Here is a 17,816-nt window from a genome sequence, read left to right as displayed (position 1 = left end):
TACGGCTGCGACGGTGGACCCGCACCGATCCCGACCGGAAGGACCCCGATGACGACGACCACCGCGACCACGACCTCCACCACCCTCGACGCCGAGCGGGCCGACCTGCTCAAGGCGCTCGCCACCGCCCGGACCATGCTGACCAACACCGTGCGCGGCCTCACCGACGCCCAGGCCGGCGAGCGGCCGACGGTCAGCGCGCTCTGCCTGGGCGGCATCGTCAAGCACGTGACGTCCACCGAGGAGGCGTGGCTGCGGTTCGTGGTCGAGGGCCCCGAGGTGATGAGCTTCGCCCTGCCCGACGGGGTGACCTGGGAGGACTTCCTGTCCGGCACCGCCCGGGAGCTGCCGCGGTGGGCGATCGAGCGGGAGCGCGACTTCCGGATGCTGCCCGAGGACACGCTGCCGGCCGTCCTCGACCGGTACGCGCGGGTCGCGGCCCGCACCGAGGAGATCGTGGCCGCCCTCGACGACCTGTCGGCGACCCGGCCGGTGCCCGACGCGCCCTGGAACGAGCCCGGCACGGTGATGAGCGCCCGGGCGGTGCTGATCCACGTGATCGCCGAGACCACGCAGCACGCCGGGCACGCGGACATCCTGCGCGAGACCCTCGACGGGCAGACCACCACCTGAGCCGGCCCCGCGCGACGGAGAGGACGGACCGAACCCCATGACCGTGCTGGACGACCGGGCGCTGAACCGGGCGACGTTGGCCCGGCAACTGCTGCTCGACCGCGCCGACCTGCCGGTCGCCGACGCGGTGGCGCACCTGTGCGGCCTGCAGGCCCAGGAGCCGCAGGAGCCGTACGTCGGGCTGTGGTCGCGGCTGCGCGACGTCGACCCGGCGGACCTGTCCGACCTGCTGGTGCGGCGCCGACTGGTGCGGACCCACCTGATGCGCCGCACCGTGCACCTGCTCACCGCCGACGACGTGCTGGCGTGGCGGTCCCGCCACGACGGCATGCTGCGGCAGCGGGTGCTCGGGGTCTACCGCGGCGCGCTCGACGGGGTGGACCTCGACGACCTCGCCGCGGCCGGCCGGGCGGCGCTGGCCGACGGCACGCCCCGCACGACCGCCGAGGTCGTCCGGGTGCTGGCCGACCGGTGGCCGGCGGCGGACCGGCGGGCCCTGGGCGAGATGCTGATCGCCCTGGTCCCCACCGCGCAGGCGCCGCCGCGCGGGCTGTGGCGGACCACGGCCGGCGTGCGGACCGTCGCGCTCGCCGGCTGGCTGGGCCGGGAGGTCGACCCGCCCGCCCCGGAGGGCACGGACCCGGTCGGGCGGGACCTGGTCCGCCGCTACCTCGCCGCGTACGGCCCGGCCGCCTCGGCGGACCTGCGCGCCTGGTGCGGCCTCGCCGGGTTGCCCGCGGCGGTGGCCGCGGTCCGCGACGAGCTGGTGTCCTTCCGCGACGAACGCGGTCGGGTGCTGCTCGACCTCCCCGACGCGCCCCGCCCGGACCCCGACACCCCCGCGCCGGCGCGGTTCCTGCCCGCCTTCGACAACGCCGTGCTCGGCTACCACGACCGCACCCGGATCATCGACGACGCCCACCGCCTGCTGTCCGTCGGCGGGGCGCGGTTCGTGCTGCTCGACGGCCGGGTGGCGGGCACCTGGACCGTCGACGCGGGCACGGTGGTCGTCACGCCGCTGCGCGCGTTCACCCGGGCCGAACGCGCCGCCGCCGCCGAGGAGGGCCGGGCGGTCGCGTCGTTCCTCTCCGACGGGGAGAACCAGCGGGTACGCGTCGCCGCGTCGCCGCGCTGACGCCGGCTCAGCCGGCCACGGCCCGACCCATCCGGGTCACCGCCTCGGTCAGGACGGCGGGCGAGGTGGCGAAGTTGAGCCGGACGAAGCCCGTCCCGCCGGCGCCGAAGACGTGCCCGGAGCTGAGCGCCACCCGGGCCCGGTCGAGGAACATCCGCGCCGGCCCGGCCAGGTCGCTGGCCACCCCGCCGGCCGGCGCGTCGGTGGGCACGCCGAGCCGGGTGCAGTCCAGCCAGGCCAGGTAGGTGCCCTCCGGCGGACGCCAGGAGACGCTCGGCAGGTGGTCGGCCAGCAGCGACCCGAGCAGCGCGCGGTTGGCGTCGAGCCCGCCGAGCAACGCGTCCAGCCACGGCCCGCCGTCGCGGAACGCGGCGGTGTGCGCGAGCACCCCGAGGTGGCTCGGCCCGTGGCTGACCTCCTCGGGGATCCGGGCCAGGTCGTCCGCTGCCTTCTCCCCGGCGACGGCCAGCGCCGCCTTGAGGCCGGCGAGGTTCCACGCCTTGGACGCCGAGACCAGGGCGAACGCGTCCTCGGCGCCGGTCACCGTCAGGTACGGGGTGAACCGTGCGCCGGTGAGCGCCAGCGGGGCGTGGATCTCGTCGGCGACCACCCGGACGCCGTGCCGGGCGGCCAGCTCGGCGACCGCCTCCAGCTCGTCGCGGCGGTGCACCACTCCGGTCGGGTTGTGCGGGTTGCACAGCAGGAACGCGGGCCGGCGGCCGAGGGCGCGGGCCCGGCGGAACGCCTCCTCCAGCGCGGCGTGGTCGATCCGCAGGTCGGCGCCGAGCGGCGCCTCGACCACCTGCCGCCCGGCGTGCGTGACGAACGCGTAGAACGGCGGGTAGACGGGCGGACAGACCACCACCGCGTCACCCGGATCGGTGACCAGTCGCAGCACCTCGACCGCGCCCATCATCACGTCCGGCACCAGCGTGGTCCGCCCGACCGGGAAGTCGGCCCAGTCCCAGCGCCGGGCCGCGAAACCGCCGAGCGCCTCCGCGTACGCGGTCCCGTGGGCGTAGCCGGTGTCGCCCAGCTCGACCGCCCGGCGCAACGCGTCGGCCACCGGCGGCGCCAGCGGCACGTCCTGCTCGGCGACCCACAGCGGCAGCACGTCCGGCGGGTGCAGGCGCCACTTGACGCTGGTGCGCTGCCGGAGCTGGTCGAGCGTGAGTTGGGTGAGCGGGTTGTCGACGTCGGCGGAAACCGTCATGCGGCCCACCCTAGGCGTCCCTACGATCGGCCGATGGCCCACCCGACGTACCCGCTGCGCACGCCGCGACTGCTGCTGCGCCCGGTCACCCTCGACGACCTCGACGACGTGCACGCCTGGCAGGCCCGCCCCGACGTGGTCCGCTGGATGCTCGGGGCCGCGCCGCGTACCCGTCAGGAGTCCCGGGTGTCGGTGGTCGCGATGGCGGGGGAGGACGCGCTGCGCGCGGAGGGTGACTGCCTGACGCTCGCCGTGGTGGCCGGGGACGTGGTCATCGGCGCGGTGGAGCTGGTCTGGCGCAGCCGGGCGGACCGCACCGGCGAGCTGGGGTACGTGTTCCACCCGGACCACGGCTGCCGTGGGCTGGCCACCGAGGCGGCCGGGGCGCTGCTCGACTGGGGGTTCGGCGCGTTCGGGCTGCACCGGGTGGTGGTCCGGTGCCACGCCGACAACGAGGCGTCGGCCCGCCTGGCCGCCCGGCTGGGCATGCGGCGGGAGGCGCGGCACGTGCGCAGCTACCGGTTCCGGGGCGGGTGGGCCGACCAGCTCGTGTTCGCGATCCTGGCCGAGGAGTGGCGCTCCCGCCCGGGCTGAGCCGTCGGGTCAGCCGGCGGTCACCGGGTCGCCGACCCGGATCTCGCCGCCGCCCAGCGGGATCAACCGGACGCCGAACCAGGTCCTGCCGTCCTGCCGCCGGTGCCGGGCGAGCGTGCGGATCGGCTCCTTGCCGCTGGTGAGTGTCACCGGGTCGATCAGCGTGAGCTGGCAGCGGTCGCACCGTTCGGCGAACCGGAAGTCGACGGCGCCGATCCGCAGCCCGGTCCAGCCGTCCTCGACGAACGGCGCGACCGGCCCGTCCAGCACCACGGAGGGCCGGAACCGGGCCATCGGCAGCGGCTCGGGCGCGGGCTCGCCCCGCTCCAGCGCGCCCTCGACGATCCAGTCCCGCAGCCGGCGCAGCGACGGCGCCGTGGTGACCAGCAGCGGGCCGGCGTCGGAGAGGTTCAGCGGGTCCCCGGCGCGTCCACCGTGGTCGGTCGACACCGGGCGGCGGCGCGGGTCGTCCAGCCAGCCCAGCCGGACCGGGAGTCCGAGGCGGGCGGAGAGCCAGTCGTGGGCCTCGTCGCCGGCCAGCCGGACCGTGTCCAGCCGGGACACGGCGGTGGCCACCGGTGGCCCGTCCACCGGCTCGGCGACGGTCAGCGACGTGCCGTCCCGGTCGGTCAGCGTGACCGATCCGGCGCCGGGCGCGGCGGTCAGGCCGAGCATCGCGGGCGCGGTACGCGCGGTCAGCGTGCCGCCGTCGGGTTGCAGGAGCACCCACCGGCGGTCGTGGCGCAACCCCCACGGCTCGACCACGGCCCGGTCGACGTCGACGCCGCCGAGGGACTTGACCGGGTAGAGGTGCACCGACGCGAGCCGCATGCCGCGACCCTAGCCGATCTTGGGGGTGGCCCGGTCGATGATCGCGGCGAGGTCGAGGCCGCCCGGCAGCGTCCCGTACGCCTGGCCGTGGTCGCCGGCGAGGCGGGAGGCGCAGAACGCGTCGGCTACCGCGGGGTGGCCGTGGCGGACCAGCAGCGCGCCCTGCAGCACCAGCGCCAGCCGCTCGACCACCCGCCGGGCGCGCAGCTCCAGGTCGGTGTGGTCGGCCAGCTCGTCGCGCACCCGGCGCACGGCGGCGTCGAGGCGGACGTCTGCGCCGGCCGCGGCCGCCACCTCGGCCTCGTACGCGGCCAGCACCTGCGGCTCCCGGGTCAGCGCGCGCAGCACGTCGAGCGCGGCGACGTTGCCGGAACCCTCCCAGATGGAGTTCAGCGGCGACTCGCGGAACAGCCGCGGCATGCCGGACTCCTCGACGTAGCCGTTGCCGCCCAGGCACTCCAGCGCCTCGGCGGCGTGCCCCGGCCAGCGCTTGCACACCCAGTACTTGCCGACGGCGAGCGCGAGGCGCTTGAACGCGGTCTCGCCGTCGTCGCCGCGCGCCGACCGGTCGGTCGCGCCGGCCAGCCGGGTCATCAGCACGGTGGCGGCCTCGGACTCCACCGCCAGGTCGGCCAGGACGTTGCGCATCAGCGGCTGGTCGACCAGATAGCGGCCGAAGGCCCGCCGGTGGGTGGCGTGGTGCACCGCCGTGGTCACGCCCTGACGCATCCCGGCCGCCGCCCCGATCACGCAGTCCAGGCGGGTCAGGTTGACCATGTCGATGATGGTGCGTACGCCGCGGCCCTCGTCGCCGACCCGCCACGCCACCGCGTGCTCGTACTCGACCTCGGCGGAGGCGTTGGAGCGGTTGCCGAGCTTGTCCTTCAGGCGCATCAGCCGCATCGGGTTGCGGGCGCCGTCGGGCAGCACGCGGGGGACCAGGAAGCAGGTGAGGCCGCCGGGCGCCTGGGCGAGGGTGAGGAACAGGTCGCACATCGGCGCGGAGGTGAACCACTTGTGCCCGACGAGCCGGTAGCTGCCGTCCGGCTCGGGCCGGGCGGTCGTGGTGTTGGCGCGCACGTCCGAGCCGCCCTGCTTCTCGGTCATCGACATGCCGGCGAGCAGCCCGCGCTTGGTCTGCGGTGCGCGCAGCCCGAAGTCGTACTCGGTGGTGGTGAGCAGCGGCTCGTAGCGCGCGGCCAGCTCGGGGCTGTGCCGCAGCGCCGGCACCGCCGCGTAGGTCATCGAGATCGGGCAGCCGTGCCCGGCGTCGGGCCGCCACACGTGGAAGCGGGCGGCCCGGGCCACGTGCGCGCCCGGCCGTCCGTCGGCCCACGGGGCGGCGTGCAGGCCGTGGCCGACGGCGGTGCGCATCAGCTCGTGCCAGGACGGGTGGAACTCCACCTCGTCGACGCGGTGGCCGTACCGGTCGTGGGTGCGCAGCACCGGCGGGTGCTCGTTGGCCAGCCGGCCGTGCTCGGCGGCCTGCTCGCCGCCGGCCAGCCGGCCGAGGTCGTGCAGCTCGGCGACGGCCCAGCCGGCGCCCTCGCGGGCCACGCCCTCCAGCAGCGCCGGGTCGTCGGCGGTGTCGTGGCCGACCAGCGGGGGGACCTGGTTGACGACCTCGTGTGTGGTCACGGTGCGACTCCCAGCGCGCGGTGGAGGAAGGTGGTCAGGCCGGGGATGGTCCCGGGGCCGGCCACCCCGGCGGACAACGGGCCGACCATCGCCTCGGCCAGCGCGCCGACCAGGGCGGTGGCGGCCAGCTCGGGATCCTGCGGCGGCAGCTCCCCGCGGGCGATCCCCTCGGCGACGTGGCCGGCGAGCACCCGGGCGTACGCCCGGCGGAAGACCAGCCGCTCGGCGTCGACGGCCGGGTCGACCGGCTCGGCGAGCAGCGCGTACGCCAGGCGGGGGGACTGCAACGCCCGGCCGCAGAACGTCTCCACCACCGCGGTGACCCGGTCGGCGACGGTCGTATCGAGCGCGGCGGCGCGGGTGACCGCGTCGACCTCGCGCTGCGAGGCGGTGCGGAACACCTCGGCGAACAGGTCGGCCTTGGTGGGGAAGTGGCGGTAGACGGTGCCGGTGGCCAGCGCGGCGCGGCTCGCCACGGCCGCCACGGTGCAGCCGGCGTAGCCGTGCTCGGCCATCACCTCCAGCGCGGCGGCGACGATCCGGCGGCGCGAGGCGTCCAGCCGGGCCCTGACCCGCTCGGTGCTCCGGTAGACCACGCCAAGGATTGAACCACCATTCACTCCTTGCCGGCAAGGCCCGCGACGACCAGTCATTTTGGCGGGATTCGTTGACATCATCCTGCTCGGGGAGAAGACTCGCCGAAACTTTCTTTTGTCCGGGAAGTGGCTAGGGGGGCCTGTGTCCAGGAACAAGCTCGGCGTGCTCGGCGCCGCACTCACCCTCACCGTCGGCGTCCTGTCCGGATGCACCGGTGGCGAGGCCGTCGACGTCGGTGGCGGCGGGAACGCGGGAGGCGCCGGCGGCGTCCTCAGCGCCGCGATCGGCGGCGAACCCGACCAGCTCGACCCGCACAAGACCTCGGCCTACTACAGCTTCCAGGTCCTGGAGAACGTCTACGACACGCTCGTCGAGCCGGACGCCGACCTGAAGATGGTGCCCTCGCTGGCCACCAAGTGGACCACCAGCGCCGACCAGCTCACCTGGACGTTCACCCTGCGCGAGGGGGCGAAGTTCTCCGACGGCTCGCCGCTGACCTCGGAGGACGTCGTCTACTCGTACCAGCGGATCATCAAGGAGAAGCTGAACACCGCGTACAAGTTCGCCACCGTCAAGTCGGTGACCGGGCCCGACCCGGCGACCGTGGTGGTGACGCTCAGCGCGCCCACACCGAACCTGCTGGCCAACCTCGGCGGGTTCAAGGGCGTCGCGATCGTGGAGAAGTCCAACGTGGAGTCCGGCAAGGTCAAGACCGAGCCCGTCGGCAGCGGCCCGTTCAAGGTGGCCGGCTACACCTCCGGCGACAGCATCAAGCTGGTCCGCAACGACGCCTACTGGGGTGAGAAGCCGAAGCTGGACGGCGTCACGTTCACCTTCGTCAAGGACCCCACGGTGGCGTTGCAGAACCTGCGCAGCGGCCAGGTGCAGTGGACCGACAACCTCCCGCCGCAGCAGGTGAAGTCCTTGCAGGACGGCGACGACCCGGTGGTGCGGTCCGCGGCCTCCACCGACTACTGGTACGTGGCGCTCAACGAGGCCCGCAAGCCGTTCGACAACCCCGAGGTGCGGCGGGCGGTCGCGTACGCGCTGGACCGGGAGGCGATCACCAAGGCGGCCAAGTTCGGCCTGGCCACGGTCAACCAGGCGGCCATCCCGAAGGACAGCGCCTACTACTACGAGTACGCGCCGTACACCCACGACCCGGCCAAGGCGAAGCAGATGCTCACCCAGGCCGCCGTCGGCAACCTCACCATGGACCTGATGGTCACCAGCGAGTACCCGGAGACCGTCACCGCCGCCCAGGTCATCGCCGCCCAGCTCAAGGACGTCGGCATCACCGTCAAGATCCGTACGCTGGACTTCGCCCAGTGGCTCGACGAGCAGGCCAAGGGCAACTTCGACGGGTTCATGCTCGGCTGGCTGGGCAACGTCGACCCGGACGAGTTCTACTACGCCCAGCACCACAGCGGCGGCACGTTCAACTTCCACAAGTACCGCAACCCGGCCGTGGACAAGCTGCTCGACCAGGCCCGCACCGAGACCGACCAGGCCGCCCGCAAGCAGGCGTACGACCAGGCGGCGAAGCAGATCGTCGACGACGCCAGCTACATCTACCTCTACAACCCGGACGTCGTGCAGGGCTGGTCGAAGAAGGTCTCCGGCTACGAGGTGCGCACCGATCGGGCCATCCGGTTCCGCTCGGTCGCCCTCGCCAAGTGATGGCCCGCTTCGTCCTGCGGCGGGTGCTCCAGTCCGCGGTCGTGCTGCTCGGGGTGACCCTGGTGGTCTTCCTGCTGCTGCAACTGGTGCCGGGCGACCCGGTGCGGGTGGCGCTGGGCACCCGCTTCGACCCACAGACGTACGAGGCGCTGCGCGCCCGCGCGGGCCTCGACCAGCCGCTGCCCGTGCAGTACGCGAGCTACCTCGGGCACGCGCTCACCGGCGACCTCGGGGTCAGCTTCCGCACCGGCCAGCCGGTCAGCCGGATCGTGCTGGAACGCCTGCCGGCGACGCTGTCGCTCGCGGTCACCGCGGTGGTGTTCGCGCTGCTGGTCGCGTTCCCGCTGGGCATCGTCGCGGCGGTGCGCAGCGGCTCCGCGGTCGACCACGCCGCCCGCGTGTTCAGTCAGTTCGGCGTCTCGGTGCCCGACTTCTGGATGGGCATCATGGGCATCCTGCTCTTCGCCGGCGTGCTCGGCTGGCTGCCGCCCTCGGGCTACGTGGCGCTCACCGACGACCCGGGCCGGTGGGCGACCCACGTGGCCCTGCCGGCGGTCACGGTCGGCCTGGTCACCGCGTCGATCCTCACCCGCTTCATCCGCTCGTCGGTGCTGGAGGTCCTCTCCGCCGACTACGTGCGCACCGCCGAGGCGAAGGGGCTGCGCAACCGGGTGGTGATCCTGCGGCACGTGCTGCGCAACGCGCTGATCCCGGTGGTCACCGTGGTCGCGGTGCAACTGGCCAGCCTGCTCGGCGGCGTCATCGTGATCGAGGTGCTGTTCGCCTGGCCGGGCATCGGCCGGCTCACCTTCGACGCGGTGCAGGCCCGCGACTACCCGGTCCTGCAGGGTGCGGTGCTGCTCGTCGCCGCGCTGTTCCTGCTGGTCAACCTGCTGGTGGACATCCTCTACGCCCGCCTCGACCCGAGGATCACGGTCAAGTGAGCGCCGTGTCGGAGAGCACCGGACGCCGGGTGCTGGAGGCGCTGCGGCGCGACCCGCTGGCCGTCGGTGGCACGGTCGTGCTGCTGGTGCTGGTCGTGGTGGGCGTGGCCGGGCCGTGGCTGGCGCCCTCGGGCGTCAACGACGTCGACGTGGACCAGATGCTGCGCCCGCCCAGCGGGGCGCACCCGTTCGGCACCGACGAGCTGGGCCGCGACGTGCTCAGCCGGGTGCTCGTCGCGGCCCGCGTCTCGCTGGAGGTCGGCGTGGTCAGCGTCGGCATCGCGCTGGTCGCCGGCGTGACGCTCGGGCTGTTCGCCGGCTACTACCGGGGCTGGCTGGACAGCGTGCTGATGCGCGCCATGGACGTGCTGTTCGCGTTCCCGGTGCTGCTGCTGGCGGTGGCCATCGTGGCGGTGCTCGGCCCCGGCCTGCTCACCGCCATGGTCGCCATCGGCGTGGTCTACACGCCCATCTTCGCCCGGATCACCCGCGCCGGCGTGCTCTCCGTCCGCGAGCAGGTCTTCGTCCGCGCCGCCGTCTCCATCGGCGCGTCCGACCTGCGGATCATGCGCCGGCACGTGCTGCCGAACATCGCCGCGCCGCTGATCGTGCAGACGTCGCTGTCGCTGGCGTTCGCGATCCTCTCCGAGGCCGCGCTCTCCTTCCTCGGCCTCGGCATCCAACCGCCGGCGCCGGCCTGGGGCCGGATGCTCTTCGACGGTCGTGGCTTCGTCACCGACGCCTGGTGGCTGGGCGTGTTCCCCGGCGCGGCGATCTTCCTGACCGTGCTCGCCTTCAACCTGGTCGGCGACGCGCTGCGGGACGTGCTCGACCCGCGCCAGCTCACCCTCGCCGAGGCCCGCAGGAGCACCCCATGAGCGACCGCACCGAGCGGAGCGAGCGCCGGGAGAGCGTGCCGAGCCAGCGCCGCGCGAGCGACCGGCCCGTGCTGTCCGTGGAGGACCTCACCGTCACCGTCGGCACCCGCCGCGGTCCGGCGCACGCCGTGGCCGGGGTGTCCTGGCAGGTCCGCGCCGGGGAGACGTTCGCGCTGGTCGGCGAGTCCGGCAGCGGCAAGAGCATGACGCTGCTCGCCGCCACCGGTCTCGCGCCGCGCGCCGCCACGGTCACCGGCCGGGTACGGCTGCTCGACAGCGAGCTGACCGCGCTGCCCGAGGACCGCCGTCGCCAGCTGCGCGGCCGGCACGTCGGGTTCGTCTTCCAGGATCCGATGACCTCGCTCAACCCGGTGCTGCCGGTGGGGCGGCAGGTCACCGAGGCGGCCGAGGCGCACCTCGGGCTGACCCGCCGGGCCGCCCGGGACCGGGCGGTGGAGCTGCTCGACCTGGTCGGCATCCCGTCGGCCGCGCAGCGCGTCGACGCCTACCCGCACCAGTTCTCCGGCGGCATGCGCCAGCGCGTCGTCATCGCCATGGCGCTGGCCTGCGAGCCGGACCTGCTCATCGCCGACGAGCCGACCACCGCGCTCGACGTCACCACCCAGGCGCAGATCGTCGAGCTGGTCGCCGACCTGCAACGGCGGCTGGGCACGGCGGTCGTCTGGGTCACCCACGACCTGGGCGTGGTCGCCGGCATCGCCGACACCGTCGCGGTCATGTACGGCGGGCGGATCGTCGAGCAGGGCCCGGTCGACGCGGTCTTCGACACGCCCACCCACCCGTACACCCGGGCGCTGCTCGCGGCCCGGCCGGACCCGTCCCGCCGGGGCGAGGACCTGGTGGCCATCCCCGGCGCGCCGCCGAGCCCGCTCGACCTGCCAGCGGGCTGCGCGTTCTGGCCGCGCTGCCCGGTGCGCGCCGACCCCCGGTGCGAGCACGAGCTGCCCCCGTTGACGCCGGTCGGCGACGGGCACACCGTCCGCACCTTCTATCCGGGAGAGACCCCATGACAGCCGCGGACGTGGTGGCCGAGCTGGACGACCTGGCGGTGCACTTCCCGACCCGGGCCGGTGTGGTGCGGGCGGTGGACGGCGTCACCCTGGCCGTCCGCCGGGGGGAGACGCTCGGCCTGGTCGGCGAGTCGGGCAGCGGCAAGTCCACCGCCGGCCTGGCGCTGCTGCGCCTGGTCGAGCCGACCTCCGGCCGGGTCCGGGTGGCCGGCGCGGACGTGACCCGCTGGTCCCGGCGCCGCCTGCGCGGCATGCGCCGCCACGTGGCCATGGTGTTCCAGGACCCGCAGGCGTCCCTCGACCCACGCCGCACCGTCGGCGACAGCATCGCCGAACCGTTGACCGTGCATCGGCTGGCCGCGTCCGCCGCCGCCCGCCGGGCCCGGGTGGCCGAGCTGCTGGACCTGGTCGGCCTGCGCGCCGACACGGCCGACCGGCATCCGCACGAGCTGTCCGGCGGCCAGCGGCAGCGGGTCGGGATGGCCCGGGCGCTGGCCGGCGAGCCGGACCTGATCGTCCTGGACGAGCCGATCGCCTCGCTGGACCTGAGCGTGCAGGCGCAGATCATGAACCTGCTGCGGCACCTGCAACGCGACCTCGGGCTGACCTACCTGTTCATCGCCCACGACCTGGCCGCCGTCGAGCACATGAGCGACCGGATCGCCGTGATGTACCTGGGTCGCATCGTCGAGACCGGCCCGCCGGAGCGGATCTACCGGCAGCCGGCGCACCCCTACACGGCGGCGTTGCTGTCGGCGGTGCCGGTGGCCGATCCCCGGGTGGAGCGGGAGCGCCGGCGCATCGTGCTCACCGGCGACATCCCCAGCCCGGTGGACCCGCCGACCGGGTGCCGCTTCCGTACCCGCTGCCCCCGGGCCCGCGACGAGTGCGCCCGCACCGACCCGGCGCTGGCCGAGGTCGGTCCCGACCACCGGGCCGCCTGCCTGTTCCCGCTCGACGGCGAGCCGGACCGCGACGGCGGCCCGGCGCGCGAAGACGTGCCGGCGGCGTAGGCTCGGCGGCGATGACCTTCACCACCCGGCCGACGCTGCGCGGCACCTTCGGCATGGTCTCCTCGACGCACTGGCTGGCCAGTCAGTCCGCGATGGGCGTGCTGGAGCGGGGCGGGAACGCCTTCGACGCGGCGGTCGCCGCCGGCTTCGTGCTGCACGTGGTCGAGCCGCACCTCAACGGCCCGGCCGGCGAGGTGCCGGCGATCCTGGCGACCGCGGACGACCCGACCCCGCGGGTGCTCTGCGGTCAGGGCCCGGCCCCGGCCGGCGCGACCGTCGCGCACTTCCGCTCGCTCGGGCTGGACCTCGTCCCCGGTTCCGGCCCGCTCGCCGCCGTGGTGCCCGGCGCGGTGGACGCGTGGCTGCTGTTGCTGCGTGACCACGGCACCCGGTCCCTGGCCGAGGTGCTGGAGCCGGCGATCGGCTACGCCGCCGCCGGCCATCCGCTCGTGGGCGCGGCCGGGCAGACCGTCGAGCGGGTCCGGTCGCTGTTCACCGAGCACTGGCCGACCTCCGCCGAGCTGTGGCTGCGGCACGGCCGGGCGCCGGCGGCGGGGGAGATGGTCACCAACCCGGCGTACGCGCGGACGCTGCGCCGCCTCGTCGACGCCGCCGGCGCGGCCGGCGCGGACCGGGAGGCGCAGATCGAGGCGGCCCGGCGGGCCTGGCGCGAGGGGTTCGTCGCCGAGGCGATCGACCGGTTCAGCCGGCTGCCGTTCCGCGACTCCAGCGGCCGGTCGCACGCCGGCCTGGTCACCGGCGCCGACCTGGCCGGCTGGTCGGCGACCTGGGAGGAGCCGGTCAGGCTCGACTGGCGCGGTCACACGGTGGCCAAGACCGGGTTCTGGGGCCAGGGCCCGGTGCTGCTGCAGACGCTGTCGGTGCTGGACGCGCTCGACGATCCCCGGGCGCTCGATCCGTCCACCGTGGACGGGATCCACGCCCAGGCCGAGGCGCTGAAGCTCGCCTTCGCCGACCGCGAGGCCTGGTACGGCGACACCGGCGGGGCGCCGGCGGCGACGCTGCTGTCTCCGGCGTACTCCCGTGAGCGGGCCGCGCTGATCGGTGCCCGGGCCTCGACCGCGCTGCGTCCCGGCAGCCCGGCCGGCGCGCCGCCCCGGCTGCCGGCACACCTGAACGCCGACAGCGCCCGGCGGGCCGGCCCGCAGGACCCGAGCACCGGCGAACCCACCGTCCGCGCCGACGGCGTGACCCGCGGCGACACGTGCCACGTCGACGTGGTCGACCGGTGGGGCAACATCATCTCGGCCACCCCGAGCGGCGGCTGGCTGCAGAGTTCGCCCACCATCCCCGAACTGGGCTTCCCGCTGGGCAGCCGGTTGCAGATGTGCTGGCTGGAGGAGGGGCTCGCCTCGACGCTGACGCCGGGCCGGCGCCCGCGTACCACGTTGAGCCCGACCCTGGTGCTGCGCGACGGCGAGCCGGTCCTGGCCTGCGGCACGCCCGGCGGCGACCAGCAGGACCAGTGGCAGCTGCTGTTCCTGCTGCGCCACCTGGTCGGCGGGCAGGAGCTGCAGGAGGCTATCGACGCGCCGGCGTGGCACACCACGAGCCTGCCCGCGTCGTTCTACCCGCGTGAGGTGGAGCCGGGCGTGCTGGTGGTCGAGGACCGTCTCGACCCGGACGTGCTCGCGGCGCTGGGCGCCCGGGGCCACACGGTGCGCCGGTCCGACCCGTGGAGCCTGGGTCGCCTGTGCGCCGTCGCCCGCGACCCCCGTACCGGCGTCCTCTCGGCCGCCGCCAACCCCCGGGGCGCCCAGGGCTACGCCACCGGCCGCTGACCCGGCCTGGCCGGACGTGCACGTGCTCCCTCGATCGTGGCGTGGTGGCACGTGAACAAGGCCACGTGACAGACATCCGAGGCGCCACACGTCCAAGATCGGCGAGGCCGTGATCGTGGGGCGGGTGTCGAGGCGTGGTCCCCCGCGGGGTCTCAGTCGTCGCTGGGGCGTCGCAGGGTCAACGACTGGAAGCGGTCGCGACCGGTGTCGACCGGATGGAAGTCCACCACGTCGAAGCGCGCGGCGGCGGCAGAGCCGAGCAGCTGTTCGTCAGTTCGCCACGAGAAGAAGCGCGGCGGCACGTGCTGGTCTGCCTCGATGGGACCCTCGGTGCTCTCGCCACCGCCGTACACCCCGACGAAGAAGAGGCCACCGGGACGCAGGACGGCCCGGATGGCGACCAGAACCGCGGGTAGGTCGTGGTTGGGCACATGCAGCAGGCAGTTCATCGCGAATACCGCGTCGAAGGAGCCGGGCGGGAAGTCCAGGTGCAGAAAGTCCATCACGTGGGCCTCGATGCCCTTGGCCCGGCAGTGCTCGACCATCACCGGCGACAGGTCGGCCGCGACCACGTGAAGGCCCTCCTTGTGGAAGAAGACGCTGTCCTGCCCGGTGCCCGCGCCGACCTCCAGCAGCCGCGCACCTGATGCCAGACGATCCCGGAACGCCTGACGCTCCGCCACCTTCCACGGTTCCTTGGTCAGCCCGTCGCGCCAGGCCGCGCGAGCGTCGTACGCCTGGCGCAGCGGGTCGAGAACCTCGTCGTATCGGACGCTCATGTCGATGATTATCCGCGCGCGCGGTGGGCGCCGGCGCCGACCGTCGCGACCGTGGCCAACACCTGAGCGAGAGGTCAGCCGTCGATCCGGGTGATGTTGCGGATCTTGTTGGCCGCGTCCAGCGCCGCCACCTTGTACGCCTCGGCCAGCGTCGGGTAGTTGAACACCGCGTCGAGCAGGTAGTCGACGGTGCCACCGCAACCCATCACGGCCTGCCCGATGTGGACGATCTCGGTGGCGCCGGTCCCGAAGACGTGCACCCCGAGCAGCCGCCCGTCCTCCGGCGAGACGAGCAGCTTCAACATGCCGTAGGAGTCGCCGACGATCTGCCCCCGGGCCAGTTCCCGGTAGCGGGCGATGCCGACCTCGAACGGGGTGGACGCCTCGGTCAGCTCGTCCTCGGTCTTCCCGACGAAGCTGATCTCCGGGATGGTGTAGATGCCGATCGGTTGCAGCTCCGACATGGTGCGCGCCGGCTCGCCGCAGGCGTGCTGCGCGGCCAGCCGGCCCTGCTCCATCGAGGTCGACGCCAGCGCCGGGAAGCCGATCACGTCACCGACGGCGTAGATGGTGTCGACCGCGGTGCGGTAGTTGGCGTCGACCTGGATGCGGCCCCGGTGGTCGGCGGTGAGACCGGCCGCCTCCAGCGCCAGGTCGTCGGTCTGCCCCTGCCGTCCGGCGGAGTACATCACCGTGTCGGCCACGATCTTCTTGCCACTGCGCAGGACGCAGAGCGCGGCGGTGCGGTGCTTCTCCACGGCGGCCACCTCCTCGCCGAAGCGGAAGGTCACCGACAGGTCGCGCAGGTGGTACTTGAGCGACTCGACGATCTCCTCGTCGCAGAAGTCGAGCATCCGCTCGCGGCGTTCCACCACCGTCACCTTGGTGCCGAGCGCGGCGAACAGCGACGCGTACTCCATCCCGATCACGCCGGCGCCGACCACGACCATGCTGCGGGGCACGGCCTGGAGGTTGATGACGCCGTCGGAGTCGACGATCGTCCGGTCGTCGAAGTCGACGCTGTCCGGGCGGGCCGGCCGGGTGCCGGCGGCGATGACCGCCTTGTCGAAGCTGACCCGGGTCTCCCGGCCGGAGCCGGCGTCGACCCAGACCGCGTGCGGGTCGGCGAACCGGCCCGTGCCGGTGATCATCGCGACCCGGTTGCGGGCCAGTTGGTTGCGGATGACGTCGGTCTGCCGGGTGATCACGTGCTGGGTGCGGGCGGCCAGGTCGGCGACGGTGATGTCCTCCTTGACCCGGTAGCTGCTGCCGTAGAGGTCACGCTGGCTGAGCCCGGTCAGGTAGAGGACGGCCTCGCGCAGCGTCTTGGACGGCACGGTGCCGGTGTTGATGCAGACGCCGCCGAGCATGTCGCGGCGGTCGACGATGGCGACCCGCCGGCCCAGCTTGGCCGCGGCGATCGCCGCCTTCTGTCCACTCGGTCCTGAGCCCAGCACCAGCAGGTCGTAGTCGTACACGACTGCCAGCGTCGCAGGATGTCCGGCCGGGCGCCAGCCGGCGACGCCCCCACGGAAGTGGATCACTGCCGTATGGTGCGCTGATGCGCCGCCCCGTACCCCTGATCCTGCTCCTCGGACCGCTGCTCGTCGCCGGGTGCACCACCGATCCCGCCGCCCCGGCCGCGACCCCGTCCGCCCCCGCCGCCACGCCGAGCCCGACCGTCGCCGCCGTCGACTACACCGCCTGGCAGGCCGGGCGTTCCACCCCGGTGGCCGACCCGGTCTATCCCGCCCGGGGCACCGACGCGGTGGACGTCCTGCACTACGACCTGGCCCTGGAGTGGGCCCCGTCGAGCACCACCCTCACCGGCACCGCCACCCTGCGGATCCGGCCGGTGAAGGACGCGTCGAACCTGGTCCTCGACTTCATGCCCTACCAGCTCGACGGCGTGACGCTGGACGGCGCGACGGTTCCCGGGGCGGTGGCGAAGGAGAAGCTGACCGTGTCCGCCCCGGTGGTCGCGGACAAGCCGGTGACGTTGGTGGTGACCTACCACGGCAGGCCGCGGACGACGCCGATGCCGTCGCACCGCAAGGACACCGAGGCCCTGGGTCTCACCCTCACCAAGGAGGGCGGCCTCTGGACCATGCAGGAGCCGTTCGGCGCGTTCACCTGGTACCCGGCGAACGACCAGCCGTCCGACGAGGCGCTCTACGACATCCGGGTGACCGTGCCGGCGGGCTGGTCCGCGATCGCCAGCGGCACCCCCGCGGGGCAGTCCGGCACCACGTTCACCTACCGCAGCGCCGACCCGGTGGCGACCTACCTGACCACGCTCGCGGTCGGGAAGTACCAGAAGCTGACCGCCACGGGCCCGCGCGGCGTGCCGCTGACCTTCTGGTACCGCAAGGGCGCCGACGACAAGCTGCTGCCGTACCTGAAGAAGTCCCCGCAGTACCTGGCGTGGCTGGAGAAGAAGTTCGGCCCGTACCCGTTCCCCTCCGGCGGTGTGGTGGTGGACTCGGCGTCGGGTATGGAGACCCAGCAGATGATCACGATGGGCCGCGAGATCGAGAACACGAAGGCCCGCCGTGACCGCTGGGGCAGCGACCTGCTGCACGAGTACACCCACCAGTGGTTCGGCAACTCGATCACGCCGACCACCTGGACCGACCTGTGGTTGAACGAGGGCTGGGCGAAGTACGCCCAGGACCTCTACACCCAGGAGACGCTGAAGCTCAGCGAGGCCAGCCTGGACCGGTACCTGCGCGAGGGCGACGCCGTCCTGCGCAAGAAGCTCGGCCCGCCCGGCCGGCCCGACCCGAAGCGGTTCGCCGAGGGCAACGTCTACCTCTGCCCGGCGGCCATGCTCCGCGAGATCCACCGCGAGCTGGGCGACAAGGCGTTCTTCGCCCTGGCCCGCGCCTGGGTGCAGGACCAGCGCAACACCCAGCAGGACCGGGCGTCGTTCATCGCCTTCGTCAACAAGCAGACCGGCCGCGACTTCACCAAGCTGATCAACGCCTGGCTGGACTCGAAGACCACGCCGAAGAAGATCGCCGTCGGCTGACCTCCCGCGCGCGGGGC

General features: G+C 73.9%; 16 protein-coding genes. 10 read left to right on the top strand and 6 right to left on the bottom strand.

Features of this window, described 5'->3' with window-relative positions; translation table 11 throughout:
• The first annotated feature begins 48 nt into the window (after positions 1–48).
• A complete protein-coding gene (locus GA0070622_RS18820; protein ID WP_091574594.1) occupies positions 49–633 on the top strand; it encodes a DinB family protein in 585 nt (194 codons plus the stop codon).
• Positions 634–670: 37 nt separating this feature from the next.
• Positions 671–1,768: a winged helix DNA-binding domain-containing protein gene (locus GA0070622_RS18815; protein ID WP_091574591.1), complete on the top strand. Its 1,098-nt coding sequence runs from the start codon at positions 671–673 to the stop codon at positions 1,766–1,768.
• A gap of 7 nt (positions 1,769–1,775) precedes the next feature.
• Here GA0070622_RS18815 and GA0070622_RS18810 read toward each other — a convergent pair whose 3' ends face one another.
• A complete protein-coding gene (locus GA0070622_RS18810; protein WP_091574588.1) occupies positions 1,776–2,981 on the bottom strand; it encodes a MalY/PatB family protein in 1,206 nt (401 codons plus the stop codon).
• Between the two features lie 33 nt (positions 2,982–3,014).
• Between GA0070622_RS18810 and GA0070622_RS18805 the strand changes: the two genes are divergently transcribed.
• Complete coding sequence (locus tag GA0070622_RS18805) at positions 3,015–3,575, top strand: GNAT family N-acetyltransferase (protein WP_091574584.1); 561 nt, start codon at positions 3,015–3,017, stop codon at positions 3,573–3,575.
• Between the two features lie 9 nt (positions 3,576–3,584).
• On the opposite strand, the gene GA0070622_RS18800 is transcribed toward GA0070622_RS18805, so the two are convergent.
• Genes GA0070622_RS18800 through GA0070622_RS18790 form a run of 3 tightly spaced genes read right to left on the bottom strand, consistent with a single transcriptional unit; the run spans position 3,585 to position 6,640 of the window.
• Entirely contained in the window at positions 3,585–4,406 is an 822-nt protein-coding gene (locus GA0070622_RS18800; RefSeq protein WP_091574576.1) for an MOSC domain-containing protein, read from the bottom strand.
• Positions 4,407–4,415: 9 nt separating this feature from the next.
• Positions 4,416–6,044 (bottom strand): acyl-CoA dehydrogenase family protein, encoded by a 1,629-nt coding sequence (locus GA0070622_RS18795; RefSeq protein ID WP_091574572.1) that lies wholly within the window; start codon positions 6,042–6,044, stop codon positions 4,416–4,418.
• Positions 6,041–6,640: a TetR/AcrR family transcriptional regulator gene (locus GA0070622_RS18790; RefSeq protein ID WP_091574568.1), complete on the bottom strand. Its 600-nt coding sequence runs from the start codon at positions 6,638–6,640 to the stop codon at positions 6,041–6,043. Before GA0070622_RS18790 ends, GA0070622_RS18795 begins: the two co-directional genes overlap by 4 nt.
• 142 nt (positions 6,641–6,782) lie before the next feature.
• Between GA0070622_RS18790 and GA0070622_RS18785 the strand changes: the two genes are divergently transcribed.
• The 6 genes from GA0070622_RS18785 to GA0070622_RS18760 are packed head-to-tail and all read left to right on the top strand — an operon-like array spanning position 6,783 to position 13,989.
• Positions 6,783–8,321: an ABC transporter substrate-binding protein gene (locus GA0070622_RS18785; protein WP_091574565.1), complete on the top strand. Its 1,539-nt coding sequence runs from the start codon at positions 6,783–6,785 to the stop codon at positions 8,319–8,321.
• A complete protein-coding gene (locus GA0070622_RS18780; RefSeq protein WP_091574562.1) occupies positions 8,321–9,265 on the top strand; it encodes an ABC transporter permease in 945 nt (314 codons plus the stop codon). The genes GA0070622_RS18785 and GA0070622_RS18780 overlap by 1 nt, the downstream gene beginning before the upstream one ends.
• Positions 9,262–10,143 (top strand): ABC transporter permease, encoded by an 882-nt coding sequence (locus tag GA0070622_RS18775; protein WP_091574559.1) that lies wholly within the window; start codon positions 9,262–9,264, stop codon positions 10,141–10,143. Before GA0070622_RS18780 ends, GA0070622_RS18775 begins: the two co-directional genes overlap by 4 nt.
• Positions 10,140–11,174: an ABC transporter ATP-binding protein gene (locus GA0070622_RS18770; RefSeq protein ID WP_091574555.1), complete on the top strand. Its 1,035-nt coding sequence runs from the start codon at positions 10,140–10,142 to the stop codon at positions 11,172–11,174. The genes GA0070622_RS18775 and GA0070622_RS18770 overlap by 4 nt, the downstream gene beginning before the upstream one ends.
• A complete protein-coding gene (locus GA0070622_RS18765; RefSeq protein WP_091574551.1) occupies positions 11,171–12,187 on the top strand; it encodes an ABC transporter ATP-binding protein in 1,017 nt (338 codons plus the stop codon). The genes GA0070622_RS18770 and GA0070622_RS18765 overlap by 4 nt, the downstream gene beginning before the upstream one ends.
• An 11-nt stretch (positions 12,188–12,198) precedes the next feature.
• On the top strand, positions 12,199–13,989 hold the full coding sequence (locus GA0070622_RS18760; RefSeq protein WP_091574547.1) for a gamma-glutamyltransferase family protein: 1,791 nt from the start codon (positions 12,199–12,201) through the stop codon (positions 13,987–13,989).
• Positions 13,990–14,141: 152 nt separating this feature from the next.
• Here GA0070622_RS18760 and GA0070622_RS18755 read toward each other — a convergent pair whose 3' ends face one another.
• Positions 14,142–14,777 (bottom strand): class I SAM-dependent methyltransferase, encoded by a 636-nt coding sequence (locus GA0070622_RS18755; protein WP_176710557.1) that lies wholly within the window; start codon positions 14,775–14,777, stop codon positions 14,142–14,144.
• Between the two features lie 65 nt (positions 14,778–14,842).
• Complete coding sequence (sthA, locus tag GA0070622_RS18750) at positions 14,843–16,246, bottom strand: Si-specific NAD(P)(+) transhydrogenase (protein ID WP_091574542.1); 1,404 nt, start codon at positions 16,244–16,246, stop codon at positions 14,843–14,845.
• An 83-nt stretch (positions 16,247–16,329) separates the two neighbouring features.
• On the opposite strand from sthA, the gene GA0070622_RS18745 reads away from it, so the two are divergent.
• Positions 16,330–17,799 carry a M1 family metallopeptidase gene (locus GA0070622_RS18745; protein ID WP_091574539.1) on the top strand — a complete coding sequence of 490 codons (1,470 nt, stop codon included), beginning with the start codon at positions 16,330–16,332 and terminating at the stop codon, positions 17,797–17,799.
• Positions 17,800–17,816: the final 17 nt, after the last annotated feature.

It is taken from the genome of Micromonospora sediminicola, from assembly GCF_900089585.1.
In the GTDB taxonomy this organism is placed as follows: Bacteria; Actinomycetota; Actinomycetes; order Mycobacteriales; family Micromonosporaceae; genus Micromonospora; species Micromonospora sediminicola.
This window is presented reverse-complemented; position numbering and strand designations above follow the sequence as displayed.

Excerpts from the sequence above, each read along its gene's own strand:
- GA0070622_RS18820 (WP_091574594.1), top strand. The coding sequence starts at position 49 with ATGACGACGACCACCGCGACCACGACCTCCACCACCCTCGACGCCGAG.
- GA0070622_RS18815 (WP_091574591.1), top strand. The coding sequence starts at position 671 with ATGACCGTGCTGGACGACCGGGCGCTGAACCGGGCGACGTTGGCCCGG.
- GA0070622_RS18810 (WP_091574588.1), bottom strand. The coding sequence starts at position 2,981 with ATGACGGTTTCCGCCGACGTCGACAACCCGCTCACCCAACTCACGCTC.
- GA0070622_RS18805 (WP_091574584.1), top strand. The coding sequence starts at position 3,015 with ATGGCCCACCCGACGTACCCGCTGCGCACGCCGCGACTGCTGCTGCGC.
- GA0070622_RS18800 (WP_091574576.1), bottom strand. The coding sequence starts at position 4,406 with ATGCGGCTCGCGTCGGTGCACCTCTACCCGGTCAAGTCCCTCGGCGGC.
- GA0070622_RS18780 (WP_091574562.1), top strand. The coding sequence starts at position 8,321 with ATGGCCCGCTTCGTCCTGCGGCGGGTGCTCCAGTCCGCGGTCGTGCTG.
- GA0070622_RS18770 (WP_091574555.1), top strand. The coding sequence starts at position 10,140 with ATGAGCGACCGCACCGAGCGGAGCGAGCGCCGGGAGAGCGTGCCGAGC.
- GA0070622_RS18765 (WP_091574551.1), top strand. The coding sequence starts at position 11,171 with ATGACAGCCGCGGACGTGGTGGCCGAGCTGGACGACCTGGCGGTGCAC.
- GA0070622_RS18760 (WP_091574547.1), top strand. The coding sequence starts at position 12,199 with ATGACCTTCACCACCCGGCCGACGCTGCGCGGCACCTTCGGCATGGTC.
- GA0070622_RS18745 (WP_091574539.1), top strand. The coding sequence starts at position 16,330 with ATGCGCCGCCCCGTACCCCTGATCCTGCTCCTCGGACCGCTGCTCGTC.